We start from the raw sequence: 24,909 nt of genomic DNA, 5'->3' as shown, positions 1-24,909 counted from the left end.
TTCCTGTCATATAGTGAATTCAATCTCGCAAACGCGAACCGAACAATAAGAAGCACAACATCACGAGGAATCACCATGGCTAACTACTTTAATACACTGAACCTGCGCCAGCAGCTGGCACAGCTGGGCAAATGTCGCTTTATGGGCCGCGACGAATTCGCCGATGGCGCGAGCTACCTTCAGGGTAAAAAAGTGGTCATCGTCGGTTGTGGTGCGCAGGGTCTGAACCAGGGCCTGAACATGCGTGATTCTGGTCTGGATATCTCTTATGCCCTGCGTAAAGAAGCTATCGCTGAGAAGCGCGCATCCTGGCGTAAAGCGACCGAAAACGGTTTTAAAGTGGGTACTTACGAAGAGCTGATCCCGCAGGCAGATCTGGTGGTTAACCTGACGCCAGACAAACAGCACTCCGACGTGGTGCGCACCGTACAGCCACTGATGAAAGACGGCGCGGCGCTGGGTTACTCACACGGTTTCAACATCGTCGAAGTGGGCGAGCAGATCCGTAAAGACATCACCGTAGTAATGGTTGCGCCGAAATGCCCTGGCACTGAAGTGCGTGAAGAGTACAAACGTGGGTTTGGCGTACCGACGCTGATTGCCGTTCACCCGGAAAACGATCCGAAAGGCGAAGGCATGGCGATCGCTAAAGCATGGGCGGCAGCCACCGGTGGTCACCGTGCGGGAGTGCTGGAGTCGTCCTTTGTTGCGGAAGTGAAATCTGACCTGATGGGCGAGCAAACCATTCTGTGCGGTATGTTGCAGGCTGGCTCTCTGCTGTGCTTCGACAAGCTGGTGGAAGAAGGCACCGACCCGGCATATGCAGAAAAACTGATTCAGTTCGGTTGGGAAACCATCACCGAAGCCCTAAAACAGGGCGGCATCACCCTGATGATGGACCGTCTCTCTAACCCGGCGAAACTGCGTGCTTATGCGCTGTCAGAACAGCTGAAAGAGATTATGGCACCGCTGTTCCAGAAACATATGGATGACATCATCTCCGGCGAATTCTCTTCCGGCATGATGGCTGACTGGGCCAACGACGATAAGAAACTGCTGACCTGGCGTGAAGAGACCGGCAAAACCGCGTTCGAAACTGCGCCGCAGTATGAAGGCAAAATCGGCGAGCAGGAGTACTTCGATAAAGGCGTACTGATGATCGCGATGGTAAAAGCAGGCGTTGAGCTGGCGTTTGAAACCATGGTTGATTCCGGCATCATCGAAGAATCTGCTTACTATGAATCACTGCACGAACTGCCGCTGATTGCCAACACCATCGCCCGTAAGCGTCTGTACGAAATGAACGTGGTTATCTCTGATACCGCCGAGTACGGTAACTATCTGTTCTCTTACGCTTGTGTGCCGTTGCTGAAACCGTTTATGGCAGAGCTGCAACCGGGCGACTTGGGTAAAGCTATTCCGGAAGGTGCGGTAGATAACGCGCAGTTGCGTGATGTGAACGAAGCGATTCGCAGCCATGCGATTGAGCAGGTAGGTAAGAAACTGCGCGGCTATATGACGGATATGAAACGTATTGCAGTTGCGGGTTAAGTGCGATTCAGAGTTCAAGGCCTTCTCCCGGAGAAGGCCTTGCTGTTAGTTACGGTAAAGCACCTTAATGATGTGATACCCGAACTGGGTATGCAGCGGACCGGTTGGCTCCAGTACCGGACAAGAGAAAACCACTTTATCGAACGCCGGAACCATCTGACCCTGGCGGAATTCACCTAAATCACCGCCGCGTTTCCCTGACGGGCAAATAGAGTGTTTCTTCGCCAGCTTGCCGAAATCGGCACCATTCTTAATCTGCTCGAGAAGTTCCAGAGCCAGTTTCTCTTCTTTTACAAGGATATGCAGTGCTGCTGCTGTTTTTGCCATGATCGTGCCTTGAATTAAAAATTGTCAGTCAGGGAGGGGGGACATATATGGCAAAAGCCCGGAAAATCCGGGCTTCGCAGGTCCCTCAAGGGGAGAAAACTTAGGGCCTCTATGGGCTACAGAGTCATTATCGGGGATGGTGATTTTATTGTCAATTTATGAGCGATATGGCATTGATTGACTTGATGACTGCCCTCTGTATGTCTGCAACCAACTCATGTGGCAAACATTGATTAAGATACCCCCGATAAGTCCTTGCTCTGTTTAATCGGTTTCGACTGACTTGTTGTACCAGGTCGGCTTTAGCCCAACGTATCTGCTGATCAAAGAATTGCAGGTCATTGATAACATTACTGGCTATTTCAACATGCATTCCACGATTTAACTTGTCATGGTCGCGAGTGGTTGATAATGGAACGACGATACATGCGTTGCCATTAATTTTTCCGTTGAGCACGACAACCAACCTATTTTTTATCATCTCAGGTGGAATGCGGCCATCGTAATACGTCGTGCTGAACTGTCCATTCTGGCTAACAGGATAGTTACCAAAGTTGCATTCCAGTATTTCACCAACCTTGGGGCTGAAATTAATCGCCACGAGTAAACCTCTCCTTAGTAAACTCTGAAAAAGTAATAACACAACGTTACGACCCGATATTTTCTAAGTCTAATGGATTCATGATGCACTCCGGTTTCGGCCTTCCCTCTCTGATTTAAACATCCGCAGCCATCCGGTTAGCGGTTTTCACTCGGTCACATTCAAATGCGATTCTGCTACAATCCTCCCCCCGTTCGAAGATTGAGCAATACACCTATGCGTCTAAACCCCGGCCAACAACAAGCTGTCGAATTCGTTACCGGCCCCTGCCTGGTGCTGGCGGGCGCGGGTTCCGGTAAAACTCGTGTTATCACCAATAAAATCGCCCATCTGATCCGCGGTTGCGGTTATCAGGCACGGCATATCGCGGCGGTGACCTTTACCAATAAGGCGGCGCGCGAGATGAAAGAGCGTGTCGGGCAGACGCTGGGGCGTAAAGAGGCGCGCGGGCTGATGATCTCCACCTTCCATACATTAGGGCTGGATATCATCAAACGGGAGTATGCGGCGCTTGGGATGAAAGCGAACTTTTCACTGTTTGACGATACCGATCAACTGGCGTTGCTCAAAGAACTGACCGAGGGGCTGATTGAAGATGACAAAGTTCTTCTGCAACAGCTGATTTCGACCATCTCTAACTGGAAGAACGATCTCAAAACACCGGCGCAGGCGGCGGCAGAAGCAAAGGGCGAGCGGGATCGCATTTTTGCCCATTGTTATGGGCTGTATGATTCACACCTGAAAGCCTGTAACGTTCTCGACTTCGATGATCTGATTTTATTGCCGACGTTACTGCTGCAACGCAATGAAGAAGTCCGCGAGCGCTGGCAGAACAAAATTCGCTACCTGCTGGTGGATGAGTATCAGGACACCAACACCAGCCAGTATGAACTGGTGAAACTGCTGGTGGGCAGCCGCGCACGTTTTACCGTGGTAGGCGATGATGACCAGTCGATCTACTCCTGGCGCGGTGCCCGTCCGCAAAACCTGGTGCTGTTGAGCCAGGATTTCCCTGCGTTGAAGGTGATTAAACTCGAACAGAACTATCGCTCTTCCGGGCGTATTCTGAAAGCGGCGAACATCCTTATCGCCAATAACCCGCACGTCTTTGAAAAGCGTCTTTTTTCTGAACTGGGTTACGGCACAGAGCTAAAAGTTTTAAGCGCGAATAACGAGGAACATGAGGCCGAGCGCGTCACCGGTGAATTGATCGCCCATCACTTCGTCAATAAAACGCAGTACAAAGATTACGCCATTCTTTATCGTGGTAACCATCAGTCGCGGGTGTTTGAAAAATTCCTGATGCAAAACCGCATCCCGTACAAAATTTCCGGTGGCACGTCGTTTTTCTCTCGCCCAGAAATCAAAGATTTGCTGGCTTATCTGCGCGTGCTGACTAACCCGGACGATGACAGCGCATTTCTGCGTATCGTTAACACGCCGAAACGAGAGATTGGCCCGGCGACGCTGAAAAAGCTGGGCGAGTGGGCGATGACGCGCAATAAAAGTATGTTTACCGCCAGTTTTGATATGGGCCTGAGTCAGACGCTTAGTGGACGTGGTTATGAAGCATTGACCCGCTTCACTCACTGGCTAGCGGAAATCCAGCGCCTGGCGGAGCGGGAACCGATTGCCGCAGTACGCGATCTGATCCACGGCATGGATTATGAATCCTGGCTGTATGAAACATCGCCCAGCCCGAAAGCTGCCGAAATGCGCATGAAGAACGTCAACCAACTGTTTAGCTGGATGACGGAGATGCTGGAAGGCAGTGAACTGGATGAGCCGATGACGCTCACTCAGGTGGTGACGCGCTTTACTCTGCGAGACATGATGGAGCGCGGCGAGAGCGAGGAAGAGCTGGATCAGGTACAACTGATGACTCTGCACGCGTCAAAAGGGCTGGAGTTTCCTTATGTCTACATGGTCGGTATGGAAGAAGGATTTTTGCCTCACCAGAGCAGCATCGATGAAGACAATATTGATGAGGAGCGTCGGCTGGCCTATGTTGGCATCACCCGCGCCCAGAAGGAATTGACCTTTACGCTGTGTAAAGAACGCCGTCAGTACGGCGAACTTGTGCGCCCGGAGCCGAGTCGCTTCCTGCTGGAGCTGCCGCAGGATGATTTGGTATGGGAACAGGAGCGCAAAGTTGTCAGCGCCGAAGAACGAATGCAGAAAGGCCAAAACCATCTGGCAAATCTGAAGGCGATGATGGCAGCAAAACGAGGGAAATAATCAAGGCCGGGTAAGATGCGCGAGCATCGCACCCAGCATATTACTCTTTAATGCACTTCCAACGGCCAGTGAACATAGCTTTGCCACTGGCTTTCCTGATCAATAATCTCTTTACCCAGCGGATGTTGGGTTAGCCAACCTTGCGGAAGCGTCAAGGTCAACAGTTCATGGTTGGCCTTTAATGTCATCTCTGGCACGAGATCGTCACGGCGACGGCTGGCAAAAATGATGGCCAGGCGTAGTAAACGGCAGAGTTGTTCTGCGACGCGTGGCGGTACGGCATTTTGTTGATGCAACGAGGAGAGATCTATTGGGTTCGTCTGGTTGAGTAGTAGCGTCGCCAGTAATTTTTTCTGTGCAGGCGTAAAACCGGGAAGATCCAGATTACGCACCAGATAAGCAGCATGTTGCGGCGCTTGTTTGAAATCAACGCTCAGACCTATTTCATGAAGCTGACAGGCGCTGATGAGCAAATCACGGCTTATTGCTTCAAGATGCCATTCGTTTTCCACCTGATCGAAGAAATTAGCCGCAACTTTGGCTACTCGCTGAGCCTGATCAATATCGATCATAAAGCGGCGTTGAATATTACGCAGCGTACGGCTGCGAATATCCTGCTCGACGGCCAGATGCAACATGCCGTAGACCAGGCCTTCACGCAGTGCACCGCCAGCCAGGGTCATACACTGAATATTCAGTTCGGTAAAAATGGCTATCAGGATCGCCAGACCACTCGGGAACACTAACGCACGTTCCAGCGTCAGCCCGTCGATCTCCAGTTCCTCCAGTCGACCACAATGAATGGCGCGCTGTTTCAGTTGCTGCAACTTTTCCAGGGTAATCCGTTCATCCATCCCCTGTGCCATCATGATTTCTTGTAAGGCCTGCACAGTGCCGGAAGCACCAACGCATACTTTCCAGCCGTGATACCGCAATTCATCGGCAACCGGACGTAACACTTCGCGTGCCGCTTTTTCTGCGGCATCAAAATTTTCCTGCCCCAGATTACGATCGGCAAAATAGCGTTCCAGCCAGGTGACGCAGCCCATCGACAGGCTGAACAACGAGGTGGTTTGTGCGCCCGTGCCGGTTACCAGTTCAGTACTGGCGCCGCCGATATCCACCACCAGGCGCTGATCGGCACCGCCAGTGGTGTGAGCAACCCCCTGATAAATCAGGCGAGCTTCTTCTTCACCGCTGATCACTTGTACCGGACAACCGAGGATTTCCTGCGCTTTGGCAATAAAATCACCGGCATTGACGGCAAGGCGTAATGTCGCCGTGGCGACAACGCGAATTTGCGAGGGAGGGATATCTTGCAGACGTTCAGCAAACAGGCGCAAACATTGCCAACCGCGCTCCATTGCTTCATTAGACAGGGCATTTTCGCTGTTCAGGCCAGCAGCCAGACGCACTTTGCGTTTAATTCGCGTCAGCGTCTGGATGCTTCCAGCCACCTCGCGCACAACCAGCATATGAAAACTATTCGAACCGAGATCAATGGCTGCATATAATGACGAGGTGGAACCCATACTCTTCATCCTTCAATCTGTCTCTGCGTTGGCTGCGTTCTTTCATCCGAATCACTTACTACAGTAAGCTCATTGGGATTAACTCTCTTGCCATCTTGATACAGTTTGAATGATTTTGAGTATGACATTTTTTATTTAACCTGAACGACGACGATTACGCGGAGCGCCAGTACGACGCGGACCATTGCCTGTGCGCGGGCGTGTGAGGCGCAGCGGTTTTGGCAGATCGGTCATCAATGCGTCCGGATTGTATTTGCTTACTGGAATTGAGTGACCAATATAGGTCTCAATAGCAGGCAAATTCAATGCATACTCTTCACACGCCAGGCTAATAGAGTGACCGCTTGCGCCTGCGCGACCTGTACGACCAATACGGTGAACGTAATCTTCACAGTCATCGGGTAAATCGTAGTTAAAGACGTGCGTCACTGCCGGAATATGCAAACCACGCGCGGCAACGTCGGTGGCAACCAGAATATCCAGATCGCCACGGGTAAATTCATCAAGGATACGCAGACGTTTTTTCTGCGCGACATCGCCTGTCAACAAACCGACACGATGACCATCTGCTGCCAGGTGGCCCCAGATCTCTTCACAACGATGTTTGGTGTTGGCGAAAATAATCGCTCGGTCTGGCCATTCTTCTTCAATCAGCGTTTGCAGCAAACGCATTTTTTCTTCGTTAGAAGGGTAGAAAAGCTCTTCTTTTATACGGTGGCCCGTTTTCTGTTCCGGTTCCACTTCAATATATTCGGCATTGTTCATCTGCTCGAATGCCAGTTCGCGTACCCGGTACGAAAGCGTGGCGGAGAACAGCATGTTGAGGCGCTGGTTTGCAGGCGGCATACGGCGGAACAGCCAGCGGATATCTTTAATAAAGCCCAGATCGTACATGCGATCGGCTTCGTCCAGTACCACCACCTGAATGGCACCGAGGTTAATGTGGTTCTGCTTGGCGTAGTCAATTAAACGACCCGTGGTGCCAATCAGTATGTCAACGCCGCTTTCCAGCACTTTCAGCTGTTTGTCGTAGCCATCACCACCGTAAGCCAGACCCAGCTTCAGGCCGGTAGCTTGCGCCAGTGGCTCCGCATCGGCGTGGATCTGCACGGCAAGTTCACGCGTCGGTGCCATAATTAAGGCACGCGGCTGATTCACCTTGCGATCGGCAATCGCGGGATGAGAGAGAAGATAATGAAACGTTGACGTAAGAAACGCCATCGTTTTCCCGGTACCGGTTTGCGCCTGCCCGGCTACGTCACGACCCGCCAGCGTCAGCGGAAGGGCCAGTGCCTGAATGGGCGTACAGTTATGAAACCCTTTTTTTTCAAGGGCTTCTACAACCTTCGGATGCAGGGCGAAGTCGGAAAACTTCTGTTCTGTTAAATGTGTTTTGCTCATAGTGTGGTAGAATATCAGCTTACTATTGCTTTACGAAAGCGTATCCGGTGAAATAAAGTCAACCTTTAGTTGGTTAATGTTACACCAACAACGAAACCAACACGCCAGGCTTATTCCTGTGGAGTTATATATGAGCGATAAAATTATTCACCTGACTGACGACAGTTTTGACACGGATGTACTCAAAGCGGACGGGGCGATCCTCGTTGATTTCTGGGCAGAGTGGTGCGGTCCGTGCAAAATGATCGCCCCGATTCTGGATGAAATCGCTGACGAATATCAGGGCAAACTGACCGTTGCAAAACTGAACATCGATCAAAACCCTGGCACTGCGCCGAAATATGGCATCCGTGGTATCCCGACTCTGCTGCTGTTCAAAAACGGTGAAGTGGCGGCAACCAAAGTGGGCGCACTGTCTAAAGGTCAGTTGAAAGAGTTCCTCGACGCTAACCTGGCGTAAGGGAATTTCATGTTCGGGTGCCCTGTCGCTAAAAACTGGACGCCCGGCGTGAGTCATGCTAACTTAGTGTTGACTTCGTATTAAACATACCTTATTAAGTTTGAATCTTGTAATTTCCAACGCTTCCCGTTTTATCTTAAATGCGAAGTGAACAGATTTCTGGCTCGTCACTCAATCCGTCTTGTCGTTTCAGTTCTGCGTACTCTCCTGTGACCAGGCAGCGAAAAGACATGAGTCGATGACCGTAAACAGGCATGGATGATCCTGCCATACCATTCACAACATTAAGTTCGAGATTTACCCCAAGTTTAAGAACTCACACCACTATGAATCTTACCGAATTAAAGAATACGCCGGTTTCTGAGCTGATCACTCTCGGCGAAAATATGGGGCTGGAAAACCTGGCTCGTATGCGTAAGCAGGACATTATTTTTGCCATCCTGAAGCAGCACGCAAAGAGTGGCGAAGATATCTTTGGTGATGGCGTACTGGAGATATTGCAGGATGGATTTGGTTTCCTCCGTTCCGCAGACAGCTCCTACCTCGCCGGTCCTGATGACATCTACGTTTCTCCTAGCCAAATCCGCCGTTTCAACCTCCGCACTGGTGATACCATCTCTGGTAAGATTCGCCCGCCGAAAGAAGGTGAACGCTATTTTGCGCTGCTGAAAGTTAACGAAGTTAACTTCGACAAACCTGAAAACGCCCGCAACAAAATCCTCTTTGAGAACTTAACCCCGCTGCACGCAAACTCTCGTCTGCGCATGGAACGTGGTAACGGTTCTACTGAAGATTTAACCGCTCGCGTACTGGATCTGGCATCACCTATCGGTCGTGGTCAGCGTGGTCTGATTGTGGCACCGCCGAAAGCCGGTAAAACCATGCTGCTGCAGAACATTGCTCAGAGCATTGCTTACAACCACCCGGATTGTGTGCTGATGGTTCTGCTGATTGACGAACGTCCGGAAGAAGTCACCGAGATGCAGCGTCTGGTAAAAGGTGAAGTTGTTGCTTCCACCTTTGACGAACCCGCATCTCGCCACGTTCAGGTTGCGGAAATGGTGATCGAGAAGGCGAAACGCCTGGTTGAGCACAAGAAAGACGTTATCATTCTGCTCGACTCCATCACTCGTTTGGCGCGTGCTTACAACACCGTTGTTCCGGCGTCAGGTAAAGTGCTGACCGGTGGTGTGGATGCCAACGCCCTGCATCGCCCGAAACGCTTCTTCGGTGCGGCGCGTAATGTGGAAGAGGGCGGCAGCCTGACCATCATCGCTACCGCGCTTATCGATACCGGTTCCAAGATGGACGAAGTTATCTACGAAGAGTTTAAAGGTACAGGCAACATGGAACTGCACCTCTCTCGTAAGATCGCTGAAAAACGCGTCTTCCCGGCAATCGACTACAACCGTTCCGGTACCCGTAAAGAAGAGCTGCTCACTACTCAGGAAGAGCTGCAGAAAATGTGGATCCTGCGCAAAATCATTCACCCGATGGGCGAAATCGATGCCATGGAGTTCCTCATTAATAAACTGGCGATGACCAAGACCAATGACGATTTCTTCGAAATGATGAAGCGCTCATAAATTTGTCTTATGCCAAAAACGCCACGTGTTTACGTGGCGTTTTGCTTTTATATCTGTAATCTTATTGCCGCACTGGCAATGTTAGGAAAATTCCTGGGTTTTGCTCGTGTGTTATGCAATTTGCATATCGAATGATTAATTTTTGCACAGGACTGGTGGGTTCGGAACGGACTTTCCCTTCTGAATAAAGGTCTTCGTGGTTATACTTCTGCTAATAATTTTCTCTGAGAGCATGCATTGTGAATTTACTGACAGTGAGTACTGATCTCATCAGTATTTTTTTATTCACGACACTGTTTCTGTTTTTTGCCCGAAAGGTAGCAAAAAAAGTCGGTTTAGTGGATAAACCTAACTTCCGCAAACGTCACCAGGGATTGATACCTCTCGTTGGGGGTATTTCGGTTTACGCAGGGATTTGCTTCACGTTCGGAATTGTCGATTATTATATTCCGCATGCATCTCTCTATCTCGCTTGTGCCGGTGTGCTTGTGTTCATCGGTGCGCTGGATGACCGTTTTGATATCAGCGTAAAAATCCGTGCCACCATACAGGCCGCTGTTGGCATTGTTATGATGGTGTTCGGCAAACTTTATCTCAGTAGCCTGGGTTATATCTTTGGCTCCTGGGAGATGGTGCTCGGACCGTTTGGCTACTTCCTGACGCTATTTGCCGTCTGGGCGGCAATTAATGCTTTCAACATGGTTGATGGCATTGATGGCTTGCTGGGCGGGTTGTCCTGCGTCTCGTTTGCAGCAATCGGTATGATTTTGTGGTTCGACGGGCAAACCAGCCTCGCTATCTGGTGCTTTGCGATGATCGCCGCCATCCTGCCCTATATCATGCTCAACCTTGGTATCCTGGGTCGCCGCTACAAAGTCTTTATGGGTGATGCGGGCAGTACGCTGATTGGTTTTACCGTTATCTGGATCCTGCTCGAAACGACTCAGGGAAAAACGCACCCAATAAGCCCGGTTACTGCATTATGGATTATCGCCATTCCGCTAATGGATATGGTGGCAATTATGTACCGTCGCCTGCGTAAAGGCATGAGCCCATTCTCTCCTGACCGTCAGCATATTCACCATTTGATCATGCGTGCCGGGTTTACTTCCCGCCAGGCGTTTGTGCTGATTACCCTTGCCGCAGCACTGCTCGCCTCAATTGGCGTGCTGGCAGAATACTCTCATTTTGTCCCGGAATGGGTCATGCTGGTGCTCTTTTTGCTAGCATTCTTCCTCTATGGATATTGCATTAAGCGTGCCTGGAAAGTTGCTCGCTTTATTAAGCGCGTAAAACGCAGACTGCGTAGAAATCGTGGTGGCAGCCCCAATTTAACCAAATAAATGAGGATGTGATGACACAACCAATGCCTGGGAAACCGGCCGAAGACGCTGAAAATGAACTGGATATTCGTGGGTTGTTTCGTACCTTGTGGGCTGGGAAGCTGTGGATTATTGGCATGGGGCTGGCGTTTGCGTTAATCGCGCTGGCGTATACTTTTTTTGCTCGTCAGGAGTGGAGCTCGACGGCGATTACCGATCGTCCAACAGTGAATATGCTGGGAGGATACTACTCGCAGCAGCAATTTTTGCGTAACCTGGACGTCCGTTCGAACATGGCTTCTGCCGACCAACCATCGGTCATGGATGAAGCCTATAAAGAGTTTGTTATGCAACTGGCCTCGTGGGATACCCGCCGCGATTTCTGGTTGCAGACAGACTATTACAAACAGCGGATGGTCGGGAACAGCAAAGCCGATGCGGCGTTGCTGGATGAAATGATTAACAACATCGTGTTTATTCCCGGTGACTTCACGCGTGCGGTCAATGATAGCGTTAAGCTGATTGCCGAAACCGCGCCTGACGCTAATAACCTGTTACGTCAGTATGTTGCGTTTGCCAGCCAACGAGCAGCCAGCCATCTGAATGATGAGCTGAAAGGCGCATGGGCGGCGCGTACCATCCAGATGAAAGCTCAGGTGAAGCGTCAGGAAGAAGTGGCGAAAGCCATCTACGACCGCCGGATGAACAGCATTGAACAGGCGCTGAAAATTGCTGAGCAGCATAATATTTCGCGCAGTGCGACAGATGTACCTGCCGAGGAACTACCTGATTCAGAAATGTTCCTGCTTGGGCGTCCAATGCTCCAGGCGCGACTGGAAAATTTACAGGCCGTCGGTCCGGCCTTTGATCTCGACTATGATCAGAATCGGGCCATGTTAAACACCCTGAATGTTGGTCCAACCCTGGATCCGCGTTTTCAGACCTATCGCTATTTGCGTACGCCGGAAGAACCGGTAAAACGCGATAGCCCACGTCGTGCCTTCCTGATGATTATGTGGGGCATTGTCGGGGGGCTGATCGGGGCTGGTGTCGCATTAACCCGCCGTTGCTCGAAATAGCAACACTGCTGCGGTGAGCGCAAAGGCGCTCGCCGCTTATTCGAAGAGAATCGATGTGAAAGTACTGACTGTATTTGGTACGCGCCCGGAAGCCATCAAGATGGCGCCGTTGGTGCATGCGTTGGCAAAAGATCCTTTTTTTGAGGCTAAAGTTTGCGTCACTGCGCAGCATCGGGAGATGCTCGATCAGGTGCTGAAACTCTTTTCCATTGTACCTGACTACGATCTCAACATAATGCAGCCAGGACAGGGTCTGACAGAGATAACCTGTCGGATTCTGGAAGGGCTAAAACCTATTCTTGCCGAGTTCAAACCAGACGTCGTGCTGGTTCACGGCGATACGACGACGACGCTGGCAACCAGTCTGGCGGCGTTTTATCAGCGTATTCCTGTTGGTCACGTTGAGGCTGGTCTGCGCACGGGCGATCTCTATTCGCCGTGGCCGGAAGAGGCAAATCGTACATTGACCGGGCATCTGGCGATGTATCACTTCTCTCCAACCGAAACGTCCCGGCAAAACTTGCTGCGTGAAAACGTTGCTGACAGCCGAATCTTCATTACCGGTAATACCGTTATTGATGCACTGTTATGGGTGCGTGACCAGGTGATGAGCAGCGATACGCTGCGTTCAGAACTGGCGGCAAATTATCCGTTTATCGACCCTGATAAAAAGATGATTCTGGTGACCGGTCACAGACGTGAGAGTTTTGGTCGTGGCTTTGAAGAAATCTGCCATGCGCTGGCAGACATCGCCACCACTCACCAGGACATTCAGATTGTCTATCCGGTGCATCTCAACCCGAACGTCAGAGAGCCGGTCAATCGCATTCTGGGGCACGTGAAAAATGTCATTCTGATCGATCCCCAGGAGTATTTACCGTTTGTCTGGCTGATGAACCACGCCTGGCTGATTTTGACCGATTCAGGTGGCATTCAGGAGGAAGCGCCTTCGCTGGGGAAACCAGTGCTGGTGATGCGTGAAACCACTGAACGTCCGGAAGCAGTGAAGGCGGGTACGGTACGTCTGGTCGGCACGGATAAGCAGCGAATCGTCGAGGAAGTGACGCGTCTTTTAAAAGACGAAAACGAATATCAAACCATGAGCCGCGCCCATAACCCGTATGGTGATGGTCAGGCATGCTCTCGCATTCTGGAAGCGTTAAAAAATAATCGGATATCACTATGAGTTTTGCGACCATTTCTGTCATTGGACTGGGTTACATTGGACTGCCAACGGCGGCAGCGTTTGCCTCCCGGCAAAAACAGGTGATTGGTGTTGATATCAACCAACACGCGGTTGATACCATCAATCGTGGCGAAATCCATATCGTCGAGCCTGATTTGGCGAGCGTAGTAAAAACTGCCGTAGAAGGCGGTTTTTTACGAGCGAGCACGACGCCGGTTGAAGCGGATGCCTGGCTGATTGCTGTACCCACGCCGTTTAAAGGCGATCATGAGCCTGATATGGCTTACGTTGAATCGGCTGCTCGCTCCATTGCGCCAGTGCTGAAAAAAGGCGCGCTGGTGATCCTTGAATCCACCTCGCCGGTGGGGTCAACCGAGAAGATGGCAGAATGGTTAGCAGAGATGCGTCCGGACCTGACTTTCCCACAGCAGGTGGGCGAGCAGGCGGACGTCAACATTGCTTACTGCCCGGAACGCGTGTTACCGGGCCAGGTTATGGTCGAGCTGATTAAAAACGATCGCGTGATTGGTGGTATGACGCCGGTTTGTTCGGCCCGTGCCAGCGAACTGTACAAAATTTTCCTCGAAGGTGAGTGTGTCGTCACTAACTCGCGAACGGCGGAAATGTGTAAGCTCACCGAAAACAGCTTCCGCGATGTGAATATCGCTTTTGCTAATGAGTTGTCGCTGATTTGTGCCGATCAGGGGATTAACGTCTGGGAACTGATTCGCCTGGCGAATCGCCACCCACGCGTCAATATTCTTCAGCCTGGCCCAGGCGTGGGCGGCCACTGCATCGCTGTTGATCCGTGGTTTATCGTGGCACAGAATCCGCAGCAGGCGCGGCTTATCCGTACCGCGCGCGAAGTGAACGATCACAAACCGTTCTGGGTGATTGATCAGGTCAAAGCGGCGGTTGCCGACTGCCTGGCCGCTACCGATAAACGCGCCAGTGAGCTGAAAATTGCCTGCTTTGGTCTGGCGTTTAAACCGAATATTGATGACCTGCGCGAAAGTCCGGCGATGGAAATCGCTGAATTGATCGCTCAGTGGCACAGCGGCGAAACGCTGGTTGTTGAGCCTAACATTCACCAGTTGCCGAACAAACTGAATGGGCTTTGTACTCTGGCGCAGCTTGACGAGGCGCTGGCAACGGCAGATGTGCTGGTGATGTTGGTCGATCATAGTCAGTTCAAAGTTATCAATGGCGACAACGTCCATCAGCAGTATGTCGTCGATGCCAAAGGAGTCTGGCGCTAATGAGAAAGATTCTGATAACAGGCGGTGCCGGGTTTATTGGCTCGGCGCTGGTGCGTTATATCATCAACGAGACGAACGATGCGGTGGTGGTGGTCGATAAGCTGACCTACGCTGGAAACCTGATGTCGTTGGTACCAGTCGCGCAAAGCGATCGCTTTGCCTTTGAGAAAGTTGATATCTGCGATCGGGCAGAGTTGGCGCGCGTTTTCACAGAACATCAGCCAGACTGCGTCATGCATCTGGCAGCTGAAAGCCATGTTGACCGTTCTATTGACGGCCCGGCAGCGTTTATCGAAACCAACATTGTCGGGACTTATACACTGCTTGAAGCGGCGCGGGCTTACTGGAATGCGCTGGCAGAAGACAAAAAATCGGCGTTCCGTTTTCATCATATCTCCACCGATGAAGTATACGGTGACCTGCATTCCACAGATGATTTCTTCACCGAAACCACGCCGTATGCGCCGAGCAGCCCTTATTCTGCTTCAAAAGCCAGCAGCGACCATCTGGTGCGCGCCTGGCTGCGGACCTACGGTCTACCGACGTTGATTACCAACTGCTCTAATAACTACGGTCCTTACCACTTTCCGGAAAAACTGATCCCGCTGATGATCCTCAACGCGCTGGCGGGTAAACCGCTGCCAGTATATGGCAATGGGCAGCAAATCCGTGACTGGTTATATGTTGAAGATCATGCCCGCGCGCTGTATTGCGTGGTGACCACCGGGAAAGTCGGTGAAACCTATAATATTGGTGGTCACAACGAGCGTAAGAATCTCGAGGTTGTGGAAACCATTTGCGAGCTGCTGGAAGAACTGGCCCCGAATAAACCGCACGGTGTGGCGCACTATCGCGATCTGATTACCTTTGTCGCTGACCGTCCGGGGCATGATCTGCGTTATGCCATTGATGCTTCGAAAATTGCCCGTGAACTTGGCTGGCTGCCGCAGGAAACCTTTGAAAGTGGAATGCGTAAAACGGTTCAGTGGTATCTGGCTAATGAAAGCTGGTGGAAGCAGGTGCAGGACGGCAGCTATCAGGGCGAGCGTTTAGGTCTGAACGGCTAATTTTCAGCGGAGGCAAACATGAAAGGTATTATCCTGGCGGGCGGTTCCGGCACCCGATTGCATCCGATTACGCGCGGCGTATCGAAGCAACTGTTGCCGATTTATGATAAGCCAATGATTTACTATCCGCTGTCGGTGCTGATGCTGGCCGGTATCCGCGAAATTCTCATCATCACTACGCCGGAAGATAAAGGTTATTTCCAGCGCCTGCTGGGCGATGGTAGTGAGTTCGGTATCCAGCTGGAATATGCCGAACAGCCCAGCCCGGACGGTCTTGCGCAGGCCTTTATCATCGGTGAAACCTTCCTTAATGGTGAGCCATCTTGTCTGGTGCTGGGCGATAACATCTTCTTCGGTCAGGGCTTCAGTCCGAAGCTGCGTCATGTTGCGGCGCGCACGCAAGGGGCGACGGTATTTGGCTATCAGGTAATGGATCCAGAACGCTTTGGCGTCGTGGAGTTTGACGACAATTTCCGCGCTATCTCTCTGGAAGAAAAGCCAAAACAGCCAAAATCAAATTGGGCGGTGACCGGGCTTTATTTCTACGACAGTAAAGTTGTGGAGTACGCAAAGCAGGTGAAGCCGTCGGAGCGTGGTGAACTGGAGATTACCTCCATCAACCAGATGTACCTCGAGGCAGGCAACCTGACCGTTGAACTGCTCGGGCGCGGATTTGCCTGGCTGGACACCGGCACACACGACAGCCTGATTGAAGCCAGTACCTTTGTACAGACGGTGGAAAAACGCCAGGGCTTTAAGATTGCCTGCCTGGAAGAGATTGCCTGGCGTAACGGCTGGCTCGATGACGAAGGTGTGAAGCGTGCTGCCAGTTCATTAGCGAAAACTGGCTACGGCCAATATCTGCTGGAGTTACTCCGTGCCCGTCCGCGCCAGTATTGAACCACTAGCCTGGGAAAATGCCTTCTTTGGCGTTAACAGCGCTATCGTGCGCATCACTCCTGATGCGCCACTCCTGACGCCAGACGCTTTAGCGCCGTGGTCACGAGTACAGGCCAAAATTACTGCATCAAATACTGTTGAGCTGGATGCCTTGCAACAGCTGGGATTCTGCCTGGTTGAAGGTGAAGTTGATTTGGCGCTATCCGTGAACAATGTCAGTGATAGCGGCGCAGAAGTGGCACAAGAGACAGATATTCCCGCATTACGTCAGTTAGCCAGCGCCGCATTTGCGCAAAGCCGTTTTCGTGCGCCGTGGTATGCGCCTGACGCCAGCGGTCGCTTTTATGCGCAGTGGGTTGAAAATGCCGTGCGCGGCACCTTTGATCATCAATGCCTCATTTTACGTTCGGCGTCCGGCGATATTCGCGGCTATGTCTCTTTACGGGAACTCAATGCGACAGATGCGCGAATTGGCCTGCTGGCTGGACGCGGTGCAGGTGCTGAGCTGATGCAAACAGCGCTAAACTGGGCGTATGCTCGCGGTAAAACAACTTTGCGGGTGGCGACCCAAATGGGCAACACCGCCGCGCTTAAACGATACATACAAAGTGGTGCGAATGTAGAAAGCACCGCGTACTGGTTATACAGGTGATCACATGATTCCATTTAACGCACCGCCGGTGGTGGGAACCGAACTCGACTATATGCAGTCGGCAATGGGTAGCGGCAAACTGTGTGGCGATGGCGGTTTTACCCGTCGCTGCCAGCAGTGGCTGGAACAACGTTTTGGCAGCGCCAAAGTGCTGTTGACGCCGTCCTGCACCGCTTCGCTGGAGATGGCGGCGCTGCTGCTCGATATCCAGCCTGGCGATGAAGTGATCATGCCGAGCTACACCTTTGTCTCCACCGCCAATGCCTTTGTACTGCGTGGCGCAAAAATCGTTTTTGTGGATGTTCGCCCGGACACCATGAACATCGACGAAACGTTGATTGAAGCAGCGATCACCGACAAAACGCGCGTTATCGTGCCGGTTCATTACGCGGGTGTGGCCTGCGAAATGGACACCATTATGGCGTTGGCGAAAAAGCATAATCTGTTTGTGGTGGAAGATGCCGCTCAGGGCGTGATGTCCACTTATAAAGGGCGTGCGCTGGGAACCATTGGTCATATTGGCTGCTTTAGCTTCCATGAAACCAAAAACTACACGGCGGGCGGTGAAGGCGGCGCGACGCTGATTAACGATAAAGCGTTAATCGAACGAGCCGAGATCATCCGTGAAAAAGGCACAAACCGCAGCCAGTTCTTCCGTGGTCAGGTCGATAAATATACCTGGCGCGATATTGGCTCCAGCTATTTGATGTCCGATCTGCAAGCTGCGTACCTGTGGGCGCAACTGGAAGCAGCGGATCGTATCAATCAGCAACGTCTGGCGCTGTGGCAAAACTACTACGATGCGTTAGCACCTCTGGCGAAAGCCGGGCGTATCGAGCTGCCGTCGATTCCCGATGGCTGCGTGCAGAACGCGCATATGTTCTACATTAAACTGCGGGATATTGATGACCGGAGCGCGTTGATTAACTTTCTGAAAGAAGCGGAAATCATGGCGGTGTTCCATTACATTCCGCTGCACGGTTGCCCTGCGGGGGAACGCTTTGGTGAGTTCCACGGTGAAGATCGCTACACCACCAAAGAGAGCGAGCGCCTGCTGCGCCTGCCGCTGTTCTACAACCTGTCGCCCGTCAATCAGCGTACGGTAATTGCGACCTTGTTGAATTACTTCTCCTGATATGTCGTTGGCAAAAGCGTCCTTATGGACGGCGGCCAGTACACTGGTCAAGATTGGTGCAGGGTTACTGGTCGGTAAGTTGCTGGCGGTGTCATTTGGTCCGGCGGGGCTTGGGCTGGCGGCAAATTTCCGCCAGTTGATTACCGTGCTCGGCGTGCTTGCCGGGGCGGGCATCTTTAATGGCGTAACCAAATACGTTGCCCAGTACCATGATAATCCGCAGCAGCTGCGCCGCGTGGTCGGCACTTCATCAGCGATGGTGCTTGGCTTCTCTACGCTGATGGCGCTGGTTTTTGTGCTGGCGGCAGCGCCAATTAGCCAGGGATTGTTTGGTAATACCGACTATGTGGGGCTGGTGCGTTTAGTGGCGTTGGTGCAAATGGGGATCGCCTGGGGCAACCTGTTACTGGCGTTGATGAAAGGCTTTCGCGATGTCGCTGGTAATGCGTTATCGCTGATTGTCGGCAGCCTGATTGGCGTAATTGCTTATTATGTCAGTTACCGTTTGGGCGGTTATGAAGGGGCATTGCTGGGGCTGGCGCTGATTCCCGCGTTGGTGGTGATTCCTGCCGTCATCATGTTGATCAAACGTGGTGCCATCCCGTTAAGCTATCTGAAACCCTGCTGGGATAACGGCCTGGCAGGGCAGTTGAGCAAATTTACGCTCATGGCGTTGATTACGTCGGTGACCTTGCCCGTTGCGTACATCATGATGCGTAAACTGTTGGCGGCGCAGTATAGCTGGGATGAAGTGGGTATCTGGCAAGGGGTGAGCAGTATTTCCGATGCCTACCTGCAATTTATTACGGCATCGTTCAGCGTATATTTACTGCCCACGTTGTCGCGGCTAACGGAAAAGCGCGATATCACCCGGGAAGTGGTTAAATCGCTGAAATTCGTCTTACCGGCAGTGGCGGCGGCGAGTTTTACCGTCTGGTTGCTGCGTGATTTTGCTATCTGGCTGCTGTTGTCGAATAAATTTACCGCTATGCGCGATCTCTTTGCCTGGCAGTTAGTGGGTGATGTGTTAAAAGTGGGCGCTTATGTCTTTGGTTATCTGGTGATCGCCAAAGCGTCACTGCGGTTTTATATTCTGGCGGAAGTCAGCCAGTTCACTTTATTGATGGTATTTGCCCACTGGCTAATCCCTGCGCATGGTGCACTGGGCGCGGCGCAGGCCTATATGGCAACCTATATCGTCTATTTTTCTCTTTGTTGTGGCGTGTTTTTACTCTGGCGTAGGCGGGCATGACTGTACTGATTCACGTACTGGGATCGGATATCCCTCACCATAACCAAACCGTTTTGCGGTTTTTCAACGACGTGCTGGCCGCGACGAGCGAGCATGCGCGCGAGTTTATGGTTGTTGGCAAGGACGACGGCTTAAGTGATAGCTGTCCGGCGCTTTCTGTGCAATTTTTCCCTGGGAAAAAATCGCTGGCGGAAGCGGTCATCGCGAAAGCAAAAGCTAACCGTCAGCAGCGATTTTTTTTCCACGGTCAGTTCAATCCCAAACTGTGGCTGGCTCTGCTGAGTGGTGGCATTAAGCCCAGCCAGTTTTTCTGGCATATCTGGGGGGCAGACCTGTATGAGCTTTCCAGTGGCTTGAGATATAAGCTTTTTTACCCGTTGCGTCGCCTGGCGCAAAAGCGAGTCGGCTGTGTATTTGCCACCCGCGGTGATTTGAGTTTTTTTGCCAAAACGCATCCAAAGGTGCGGGGCGAACTGCTGTACTTCCCGACGCGGATGGACCCTTCTCTCAATACGATGGCGAACGATCGCCAACGTGAAGGGAAAATGACCATTCTGGTGGGGAACTCCGGTGACCGCAGCAATGAGCATGTCGCCGCCTTACGCGCCGTTCATCAGCAATTTGGCGATACGGTAAAAGTCGTGGTGCCGATGGGATATCCACCCAATAACGATGCATATATCAATGAAGTTCGCCTGGCGGGGCTGGCGTTATTCAGCGAAGAAAATCTGCAAGTTCTGAGCGAAAAACTGGAATTTGATGCCTATCTGGCGCTACTTCGTCAGTGCGATCTCGGTTACTTTATTTTTGCCCGCCAGCAGGGCATTGGTACGCTGTGCTTACTGATTCAGGCGGGTATTCCTTGTGTGCTTAACCGGGAAAATCCGTTCTGGCAGGATATGACGGAACAGCATTTGCCGGTGCTGTTTACTACCGACGATCTCAACGAGGATATTGTGCGTGAAGCACAGCGCCAGTTGGCGTCGGTGGATAAAAACACCATTGCCTTCTTTAGCCCGAACTATCTGCAAGGCTGGCAGCGGGCGTTGGCGATTGCCGCCGGGGAGGTCGCATGAGTCTGCTGCAATTCAGTGGCTTGTTTGTTGTCTGGCTGCTCTGCACGCTGTTTATTGCCACGCTGACCTGGTTTGAGTTTCGCCGTGTGCGCTTTAACTTCAATGTCTTCTTTTCATTGCTGTTTTTGCTCACCTTTTTCTTCGGCTTCCCGCTGACCAGCGTGCTGGTATTTCGCTTTGATGTTGGTGTTGCGCCGCCAGAAATCTTGTTGCAGGCGTTGCTTTCTGCGGGCTGCTTCTACGCGGTTTACTATGTCACCTACAAAACCCGCCTACGCAAACGCGTTGCTGATGTACCGCGCCGTCCGCTGTTTACCATGAACCGCGTGGAGACCAATCTCACGTGGGTGATCCTGATGGGCATTGCGTTGGTAAGCGTCGGCATCTTCTTCATGCACAACGGTTTTTTGCTGTTCCGTCTTAACTCCTACAGTCAGATCTTCTCCAGTGAAGTCTCCGGCGTGGCGTTAAAACGTTTCTTTTACTTTTTCATCCCGGCGATGCTGGTGGTCTACTTTCTGCGCCAGGACAGCAAAGCGTGGCTGTTTTTCCTCGTCAGCACGGTCGCCTTTGGCTTGCTGACTTACATGATTGTCGGCGGCACTCGCGCCAATATTATCATCGCATTTGCTATCTTCCTGTTTATTGGCATTATTCGCGGCTGGATTTCGTTGTGGATGCTGGCGGCGGCGGGCGTGCTGGGGATTGTGGGCATGTTCTGGCTGGCGCTAAAACGCTATGGAATGAATGTGAGCGGCGATGAAGCGTTCTATACGTTTCTCTATCTCACCCGCGATACCTTTTCGCCGTGGGAGAATCTGGCATTGCTGTTGCAGAACTACGACAACATCGACTTCCAGGGCCTGGCTCCCATTGTCCGCGATTTCTATGTCTTTATCCCTTCCTGGCTGTGGCCGGGTCGCCCGAGTATGGTACTGAACTCCGCCAACTACTTTACCTGGGAAGTGCTGAATAACCACTCCGGGCTGGCGATCTCGCCTACGCTTATAGGCTCACTGGTTGTTATGGGCGGCGCGTTGTTCATCCCGCTCGGGGCGATTGTGGTTGGACTGATCATCAAATGGTTCGACTGGCTGTATGAACTGGGCAATCGCGAAACTAATCGCTATAAGGCTGCGATATTGCACAGTTTCTGCTTCGGGGCGATCTTCAATATGATCGTGCTGGCGCGTGAAGGGCTGGATTCGTTTGTCTCACGCGTAGTCTTTTTTATCGTGGTCTTCGGCGCATGTCTGATGATCGCAAAACTGTTGTACTGGCTTTTTGAAAGCGCCGGACTCATTCATAAACGTACAAAATCATCGCTCCGGACGCAGGTTGAAGGATAACAATGAATAACAACACCACAGCACCGACCTATACGCTGCGTGGCTTACAGTTGATTGGTTGGCGTGATATGCAGCACGCCCTCGATTATCTGTTTGCTGACGGGCAGCTTAAGCAGGGAACGCTGGTTGCCATTAATGCCGAAAAAATGCTGACCATTGAAGATAACGCCGAGGTCAGGGAGTTAATTAATGCTGCCGAATTTAAATATGCTGATGGCATCAGCGTTGTACGTTCAGTACGTAAAAAGTACCCGCAGGCGCAGGTTTCCCGCGTTGCCGGGGCCGATCTCTGGGAAGAGCTGATGGCGCGTTCAGGCAAAGAAGGGACGCCGGTATTTCTTGTGGGCGGTAAACCTGAAGTGCTGGCGCAAACTGAAGCTAAACTGCGCAATCAGTGGAATGTGAATATCGTTGGCAGTCAGGATGGTTATTTTAAACCCGAGCAGCGTCAGGCGCTGTTTGAACGCATTCATGCCAGCGGAGCGCAAATCGTCACCGTTGCGATGGGATCGCCAAAGCAGGAGATCTTCATGCGCGACTGCCGTCTGGTGCATCCGGATGCGCTGTATATGGGCGTTGGCGGGACTTACGATGTTTTCACCGGTCACGTGAAACGCGCACCGAAAATCTGGCAAAAGCTGGGGCTGGAGTGGCTCTACCGCTTGCTTTCGCAGCCGAGCCGCATTAAGCGTCAGCTTCGTTTGCTGCGTTATTTACGCTGGCATTACACCGGCAACCTCTGATTTTCCTCTCTCTGTAAAGCGACGGAGTGGTCACTTCGTCGCCTGCCTGTCTTTTTATTACACAAAGCATTCAAATTTTTAATGCTTTATTTGCCATTTCTCCTGAATTACGAAAACATTCGCAACACTCGATGTACCCATAACGATAACCGGTAACACCGGAAAGCATGCAAACACAACACGAGGATTTATGGCAGATAACAAACCAGAGCTACAGCGTGGGCTGGAAGCTCGACATATCGAACTCATCGCCCTGGGGGGCACCATTGGCGTCGGCCTGTTTATGGGGGCCGCCAGTACCCTGAAATGGGCCGGGCCATCCGTATTGTTGGCCTATATCATCGCCGGGCTGTTCGTCTTTTTCATCATGCGTTCAATGGGCGAAATGTTGTTCCTCGAACCGGTTACCGGTTCGTTCGCCGTTTATGCGCATCGTTATATGAGCCCGTTTTTTGGCTATCTCACCGCCTGGTCTTATTGGTTTATGTGGATGGCGGTGGGGATCTCAGAAATCACCGCCATTGGCGTTTATGTCCAGTTCTGGTTCCCGGAGATGGCGCAGTGGATACCGGCATTGATTGCGGTGGCGCTGGTGGCACTGGCGAATCTGGCGGCAGTGCGGTTGTACGGCGAAATCGAGTTCTGGTTCGCGATGATCAAAGTCACCACGATTATCGTGATGATTGTTATTGGCCTGGGCGTGATTTTCTTTGGCTTTGGCAATGGCGGGCAGTCGATTGGTTTTAGCAATCTCACAGAGCATGGCGGTTTCTTTGCGGGTGGCTGGAAAGGGTTCCTGACCGCATTGTGTATTGTGGTGGCGTCTTACCAGGGCGTGGAGCTGATTGGCATTACGGCCGGTGAAGCGAAGAATCCGCAGGTGACGCTGCGCAGTGCCGTAGGCAAAGTGCTGTGGCGAATCCTGATTTTCTACGTAGGTGCGATTTTCGTTATTGTCACCATCTTCCCGTGGAATGAAATTGGCAGCAACGGCAGCCCGTTCGTACTGACTTTCGCCAAAATCGGTATTACCGCAGCAGCGGGTATTATCAACTTTGTGGTGCTGACGGCTGCGCTCTCTGGCTGTAACAGCGGCATGTACAGTTGCGGACGTATGCTCTACGCGCTGGCGAAAAACCGTCAGTTACCGGCGGCGATGGCAAAAGTTTCCCGTCAAGGTGTTCCAGTTGCAGGCGTGGCGGTATCAATTGCTATTCTGTTAATTGGCTCGTGCCTGAACTACATCATTCCCAATCCGCAGCGTGTGTTTGTCTATGTCTACAGTGCCAGCGTGCTTCCGGGGATGGTGCCATGGTTTGTGATTTTGATAAGCCAGTTGCGTTTTCGTCGAGCGCACAAAGCGGCGATTGCCAGCCATCCGTTCCGCTCAATCCTGTTCCCGTGGGCCAACTACGTAACTATGGCATTCCTGATTTGCGTTTTGATCGGCATGTACTTTAATGAAGATACGCGTATGTCGCTGTTTGTCGGCATCATCTTTATGCTGGCGGTGACGGCAATTTATAAAGTTTTTGGGCTTAATCGCCACGGTAAAGCGCATAAACTGGAGGAATAAGCAGCAAAACGCACAAACCGTAACCAAACGCGCAATTTATTTAAAAAGGGACTAGACAGAGGGGTGGGAAGTCCGTATTATCCACCCCCGCAACGGCGCTAAGCGCCCGTAGCTCAGCTGGATAGAGCGCTGCCCTCCGGAGGCAGAGGTCTCAGGTTCGAATCCTGTCGGGCGCGCCATTTAGTCCCGGCGCTTGAGCTGCGGTGGTAGTAATACCGCGTAACAAGATTTGTAGTGGTGGCTATAGCTCAGTTGGTAGAGCCCTGGATTGTGATTCCAGTTGTCGTGGGTTCGAATCCCATTAGCCACCCCATTATTAGAAGTTGTGACAATGCGAAGGTGGCGGAATTGGTAGACGCGCTAGCTTCAGGTGTTAGTGTCCTTACGGACGTGGGGGTTCAAGTCCCCCCCCTCGCACCACGACTTTAAAGAATTGAACTAAAAATTCAAAAAGCAGTATTTCGGCGAGTAGCGCAGCTTGGTAGCGCAACTGGTTTGGGACCAGTGGGTCGGAGGTTCGAATCCTCTCTCGCCGACCAATTTTGAACCCCGCTTCGGCGGGGTTTTTTGTTGTGCACAGAAAACCCCCAGCTAGGCTGGGGGTTCCGGAAAGCTTT

Annotated in this window: 22 protein-coding genes and 4 tRNA genes; 22 read left to right on the top strand and 4 right to left on the bottom strand. The window is 51.8% G+C overall.

Features of this window, described 5'->3' with window-relative positions:
- Positions 1–75 precede the first annotated feature (75 nt).
- Positions 76–1,551, top strand: a complete 1,476-nt coding sequence (gene ilvC / locus AACU19_RS19145) for a ketol-acid reductoisomerase (protein WP_000024951.1) — start codon at positions 76–78, stop codon at positions 1,549–1,551.
- Positions 1,552–1,596: 45 nt separating this feature from the next.
- Here ilvC and ppiC read toward each other — a convergent pair whose 3' ends face one another.
- Together ppiC and AACU19_RS19135 are read right to left on the bottom strand one after the other, a co-directional pair.
- Complete coding sequence (gene ppiC, locus AACU19_RS19140; RefSeq protein ID WP_001140258.1) at positions 1,597–1,878, bottom strand: peptidylprolyl isomerase PpiC; 282 nt, start codon at positions 1,876–1,878, stop codon at positions 1,597–1,599.
- Positions 1,879–2,029: 151 nt separating this feature from the next.
- Positions 2,030–2,479, bottom strand: coding sequence for a type II toxin-antitoxin system PemK/MazF family toxin (locus AACU19_RS19135; RefSeq protein WP_000996698.1), 450 nt, complete (start codon positions 2,477–2,479; stop codon positions 2,030–2,032).
- A 216-nt stretch (positions 2,480–2,695) separates the two neighbouring features.
- Here AACU19_RS19135 and rep point away from each other — a divergent pair, with 216 nt between their 5' ends.
- Positions 2,696–4,717 (top strand): DNA helicase Rep, encoded by a 2,022-nt coding sequence (rep, locus tag AACU19_RS19130; protein WP_001238880.1) that lies wholly within the window; start codon positions 2,696–2,698, stop codon positions 4,715–4,717.
- Positions 4,718–4,764: 47 nt separating this feature from the next.
- Here the strand turns inward: rep and gppA are convergent, their stop codons facing one another.
- Both gppA and rhlB read right to left on the bottom strand, forming a co-directional pair.
- Positions 4,765–6,249: a guanosine-5'-triphosphate,3'-diphosphate diphosphatase gene (gppA, locus tag AACU19_RS19125; RefSeq protein WP_001355380.1), complete on the bottom strand. Its 1,485-nt coding sequence runs from the start codon at positions 6,247–6,249 to the stop codon at positions 4,765–4,767.
- 135 nt (positions 6,250–6,384) lie between these two features.
- Positions 6,385–7,650 carry an ATP-dependent RNA helicase RhlB gene (gene rhlB / locus AACU19_RS19120; protein ID WP_000047508.1) on the bottom strand — a complete coding sequence of 422 codons (1,266 nt, stop codon included), beginning with the start codon at positions 7,648–7,650 and terminating at the stop codon, positions 6,385–6,387.
- Between the two features lie 130 nt (positions 7,651–7,780).
- Here rhlB and trxA point away from each other — a divergent pair, with 130 nt between their 5' ends.
- The 20 genes from trxA to AACU19_RS19020 all read left to right on the top strand — a co-directional run bounded on the left by trxA (position 7,781) and on the right by AACU19_RS19020 (position 24,831).
- A complete protein-coding gene (gene trxA, locus AACU19_RS19115; RefSeq protein ID WP_001280776.1) occupies positions 7,781–8,110 on the top strand; it encodes a thioredoxin TrxA in 330 nt (109 codons plus the stop codon).
- 140 nt (positions 8,111–8,250) lie between these two features.
- A complete protein-coding gene (rhoL, locus tag AACU19_RS19110) occupies positions 8,251–8,352 on the top strand; it encodes a rho operon leader peptide RhoL (RefSeq protein ID WP_001295255.1) in 102 nt (33 codons plus the stop codon).
- A gap of 84 nt (positions 8,353–8,436) precedes the next feature.
- Positions 8,437–9,696 (top strand): transcription termination factor Rho, encoded by a 1,260-nt coding sequence (rho, locus tag AACU19_RS19105; protein WP_001054527.1) that lies wholly within the window; start codon positions 8,437–8,439, stop codon positions 9,694–9,696.
- Positions 9,697–9,935: 239 nt separating this feature from the next.
- Positions 9,936–11,039 (top strand): UDP-N-acetylglucosamine--undecaprenyl-phosphate N-acetylglucosaminephosphotransferase, encoded by a 1,104-nt coding sequence (wecA, locus tag AACU19_RS19100; RefSeq protein ID WP_001050960.1) that lies wholly within the window; start codon positions 9,936–9,938, stop codon positions 11,037–11,039.
- Between the two features lie 11 nt (positions 11,040–11,050).
- Positions 11,051–12,097: an ECA polysaccharide chain length modulation protein gene (gene wzzE, locus AACU19_RS19095; RefSeq protein ID WP_001355381.1), complete on the top strand. Its 1,047-nt coding sequence runs from the start codon at positions 11,051–11,053 to the stop codon at positions 12,095–12,097.
- A gap of 55 nt (positions 12,098–12,152) precedes the next feature.
- On the top strand, positions 12,153–13,283 hold the full coding sequence (gene wecB, locus AACU19_RS19090; protein WP_001364316.1) for a non-hydrolyzing UDP-N-acetylglucosamine 2-epimerase: 1,131 nt from the start codon (positions 12,153–12,155) through the stop codon (positions 13,281–13,283).
- Positions 13,280–14,542 (top strand): UDP-N-acetyl-D-mannosamine dehydrogenase, encoded by a 1,263-nt coding sequence (wecC, locus tag AACU19_RS19085; RefSeq protein ID WP_000006603.1) that lies wholly within the window; start codon positions 13,280–13,282, stop codon positions 14,540–14,542. The genes wecB and wecC overlap by 4 nt, the downstream gene beginning before the upstream one ends.
- A complete protein-coding gene (gene rffG / locus AACU19_RS19080) occupies positions 14,542–15,609 on the top strand; it encodes a dTDP-glucose 4,6-dehydratase (protein ID WP_105271967.1) in 1,068 nt (355 codons plus the stop codon). The genes wecC and rffG overlap by 1 nt, the downstream gene beginning before the upstream one ends.
- A gap of 18 nt (positions 15,610–15,627) precedes the next feature.
- Positions 15,628–16,509 carry a glucose-1-phosphate thymidylyltransferase RfbA gene (rfbA, locus tag AACU19_RS19075; RefSeq protein WP_000676063.1) on the top strand — a complete coding sequence of 294 codons (882 nt, stop codon included), beginning with the start codon at positions 15,628–15,630 and terminating at the stop codon, positions 16,507–16,509.
- Positions 16,487–17,161: a dTDP-4-amino-4,6-dideoxy-D-galactose acyltransferase gene (gene rffC / locus AACU19_RS19070; protein WP_105279220.1), complete on the top strand. Its 675-nt coding sequence runs from the start codon at positions 16,487–16,489 to the stop codon at positions 17,159–17,161. Before rfbA ends, rffC begins: the two co-directional genes overlap by 23 nt.
- 4 nt (positions 17,162–17,165) lie before the next feature.
- The gene (gene rffA, locus AACU19_RS19065) at positions 17,166–18,296 is read left to right on the top strand and encodes a dTDP-4-amino-4,6-dideoxygalactose transaminase (protein ID WP_000612044.1); all 1,131 of its coding nucleotides are present in this window, start codon (positions 17,166–17,168) and stop codon (positions 18,294–18,296) included.
- A gap of 1 nt (position 18,297) precedes the next feature.
- Positions 18,298–19,548, top strand: a complete 1,251-nt coding sequence (gene wzxE, locus AACU19_RS19060) for a lipid III flippase WzxE (RefSeq protein WP_105279219.1) — start codon at positions 18,298–18,300, stop codon at positions 19,546–19,548.
- Entirely contained in the window at positions 19,545–20,624 is a 1,080-nt protein-coding gene (rffT, locus tag AACU19_RS19055; RefSeq protein WP_000217210.1) for a TDP-N-acetylfucosamine:lipid II N-acetylfucosaminyltransferase, read from the top strand. Before wzxE ends, rffT begins: the two co-directional genes overlap by 4 nt.
- The gene (gene wzyE / locus AACU19_RS19050; protein WP_000055132.1) at positions 20,621–21,973 is read left to right on the top strand and encodes an ECA oligosaccharide polymerase; all 1,353 of its coding nucleotides are present in this window, start codon (positions 20,621–20,623) and stop codon (positions 21,971–21,973) included. Before rffT ends, wzyE begins: the two co-directional genes overlap by 4 nt.
- A 2-nt stretch (positions 21,974–21,975) precedes the next feature.
- A complete protein-coding gene (wecG, locus tag AACU19_RS19045) occupies positions 21,976–22,716 on the top strand; it encodes a lipopolysaccharide N-acetylmannosaminouronosyltransferase (RefSeq protein ID WP_105279218.1) in 741 nt (246 codons plus the stop codon).
- A 190-nt stretch (positions 22,717–22,906) separates the two neighbouring features.
- Positions 22,907–24,292, top strand: a complete 1,386-nt coding sequence (gene thrP / locus AACU19_RS19040) for a bifunctional threonine/serine APC transporter ThrP (protein WP_000774737.1) — start codon at positions 22,907–22,909, stop codon at positions 24,290–24,292.
- Positions 24,293–24,394: 102 nt separating this feature from the next.
- Positions 24,395–24,471: transfer RNA gene (locus tag AACU19_RS19035), tRNA-Arg, on the top strand.
- A 58-nt stretch (positions 24,472–24,529) separates the two neighbouring features.
- Positions 24,530–24,605: transfer RNA gene (locus AACU19_RS19030), tRNA-His, on the top strand.
- 20 nt (positions 24,606–24,625) lie between these two features.
- Positions 24,626–24,712 (top strand) — tRNA-Leu (locus tag AACU19_RS19025).
- 42 nt (positions 24,713–24,754) lie between these two features.
- Positions 24,755–24,831 (top strand) — tRNA-Pro (locus AACU19_RS19020).
- Positions 24,832–24,909: the final 78 nt, after the last annotated feature.

The sequence above is a fragment of the Escherichia sp. MOD1-EC4550 genome (genome assembly GCF_963876935.1).
GTDB classification, from domain to species: Bacteria; Pseudomonadota; Gammaproteobacteria; order Enterobacterales; family Enterobacteriaceae; genus Escherichia; species Escherichia coli_F.
Note: the sequence above shows the minus strand (reverse complement) of the source record. Positions and strands in the feature narration are given on the sequence as shown.

Excerpts from the sequence above, each read along its gene's own strand:
- ilvC (WP_000024951.1), top strand. The coding sequence starts at position 76 with ATGGCTAACTACTTTAATACACTGAACCTGCGCCAGCAGCTGGCACAG.
- ppiC (WP_001140258.1), bottom strand. The coding sequence starts at position 1,878 with ATGGCAAAAACAGCAGCAGCACTGCATATCCTTGTAAAAGAAGAGAAA.
- rep (WP_001238880.1), top strand. The coding sequence starts at position 2,696 with ATGCGTCTAAACCCCGGCCAACAACAAGCTGTCGAATTCGTTACCGGC.
- gppA (WP_001355380.1), bottom strand. The coding sequence starts at position 6,249 with ATGGGTTCCACCTCGTCATTATATGCAGCCATTGATCTCGGTTCGAAT.
- rhlB (WP_000047508.1), bottom strand. The coding sequence starts at position 7,650 with ATGAGCAAAACACATTTAACAGAACAGAAGTTTTCCGACTTCGCCCTG.
- trxA (WP_001280776.1), top strand. The coding sequence starts at position 7,781 with ATGAGCGATAAAATTATTCACCTGACTGACGACAGTTTTGACACGGAT.
- rhoL (WP_001295255.1), top strand. The coding sequence starts at position 8,251 with ATGCGAAGTGAACAGATTTCTGGCTCGTCACTCAATCCGTCTTGTCGT.
- rho (WP_001054527.1), top strand. The coding sequence starts at position 8,437 with ATGAATCTTACCGAATTAAAGAATACGCCGGTTTCTGAGCTGATCACT.
- wzzE (WP_001355381.1), top strand. The coding sequence starts at position 11,051 with ATGACACAACCAATGCCTGGGAAACCGGCCGAAGACGCTGAAAATGAA.
- wecC (WP_000006603.1), top strand. The coding sequence starts at position 13,280 with ATGAGTTTTGCGACCATTTCTGTCATTGGACTGGGTTACATTGGACTG.
- rffG (WP_105271967.1), top strand. The coding sequence starts at position 14,542 with ATGAGAAAGATTCTGATAACAGGCGGTGCCGGGTTTATTGGCTCGGCG.
- rfbA (WP_000676063.1), top strand. The coding sequence starts at position 15,628 with ATGAAAGGTATTATCCTGGCGGGCGGTTCCGGCACCCGATTGCATCCG.
- rffA (WP_000612044.1), top strand. The coding sequence starts at position 17,166 with ATGATTCCATTTAACGCACCGCCGGTGGTGGGAACCGAACTCGACTAT.
- wzxE (WP_105279219.1), top strand. The coding sequence starts at position 18,298 with ATGTCGTTGGCAAAAGCGTCCTTATGGACGGCGGCCAGTACACTGGTC.
- rffT (WP_000217210.1), top strand. The coding sequence starts at position 19,545 with ATGACTGTACTGATTCACGTACTGGGATCGGATATCCCTCACCATAAC.
- wzyE (WP_000055132.1), top strand. The coding sequence starts at position 20,621 with ATGAGTCTGCTGCAATTCAGTGGCTTGTTTGTTGTCTGGCTGCTCTGC.
- wecG (WP_105279218.1), top strand. The coding sequence starts at position 21,976 with ATGAATAACAACACCACAGCACCGACCTATACGCTGCGTGGCTTACAG.
- thrP (WP_000774737.1), top strand. The coding sequence starts at position 22,907 with ATGGCAGATAACAAACCAGAGCTACAGCGTGGGCTGGAAGCTCGACAT.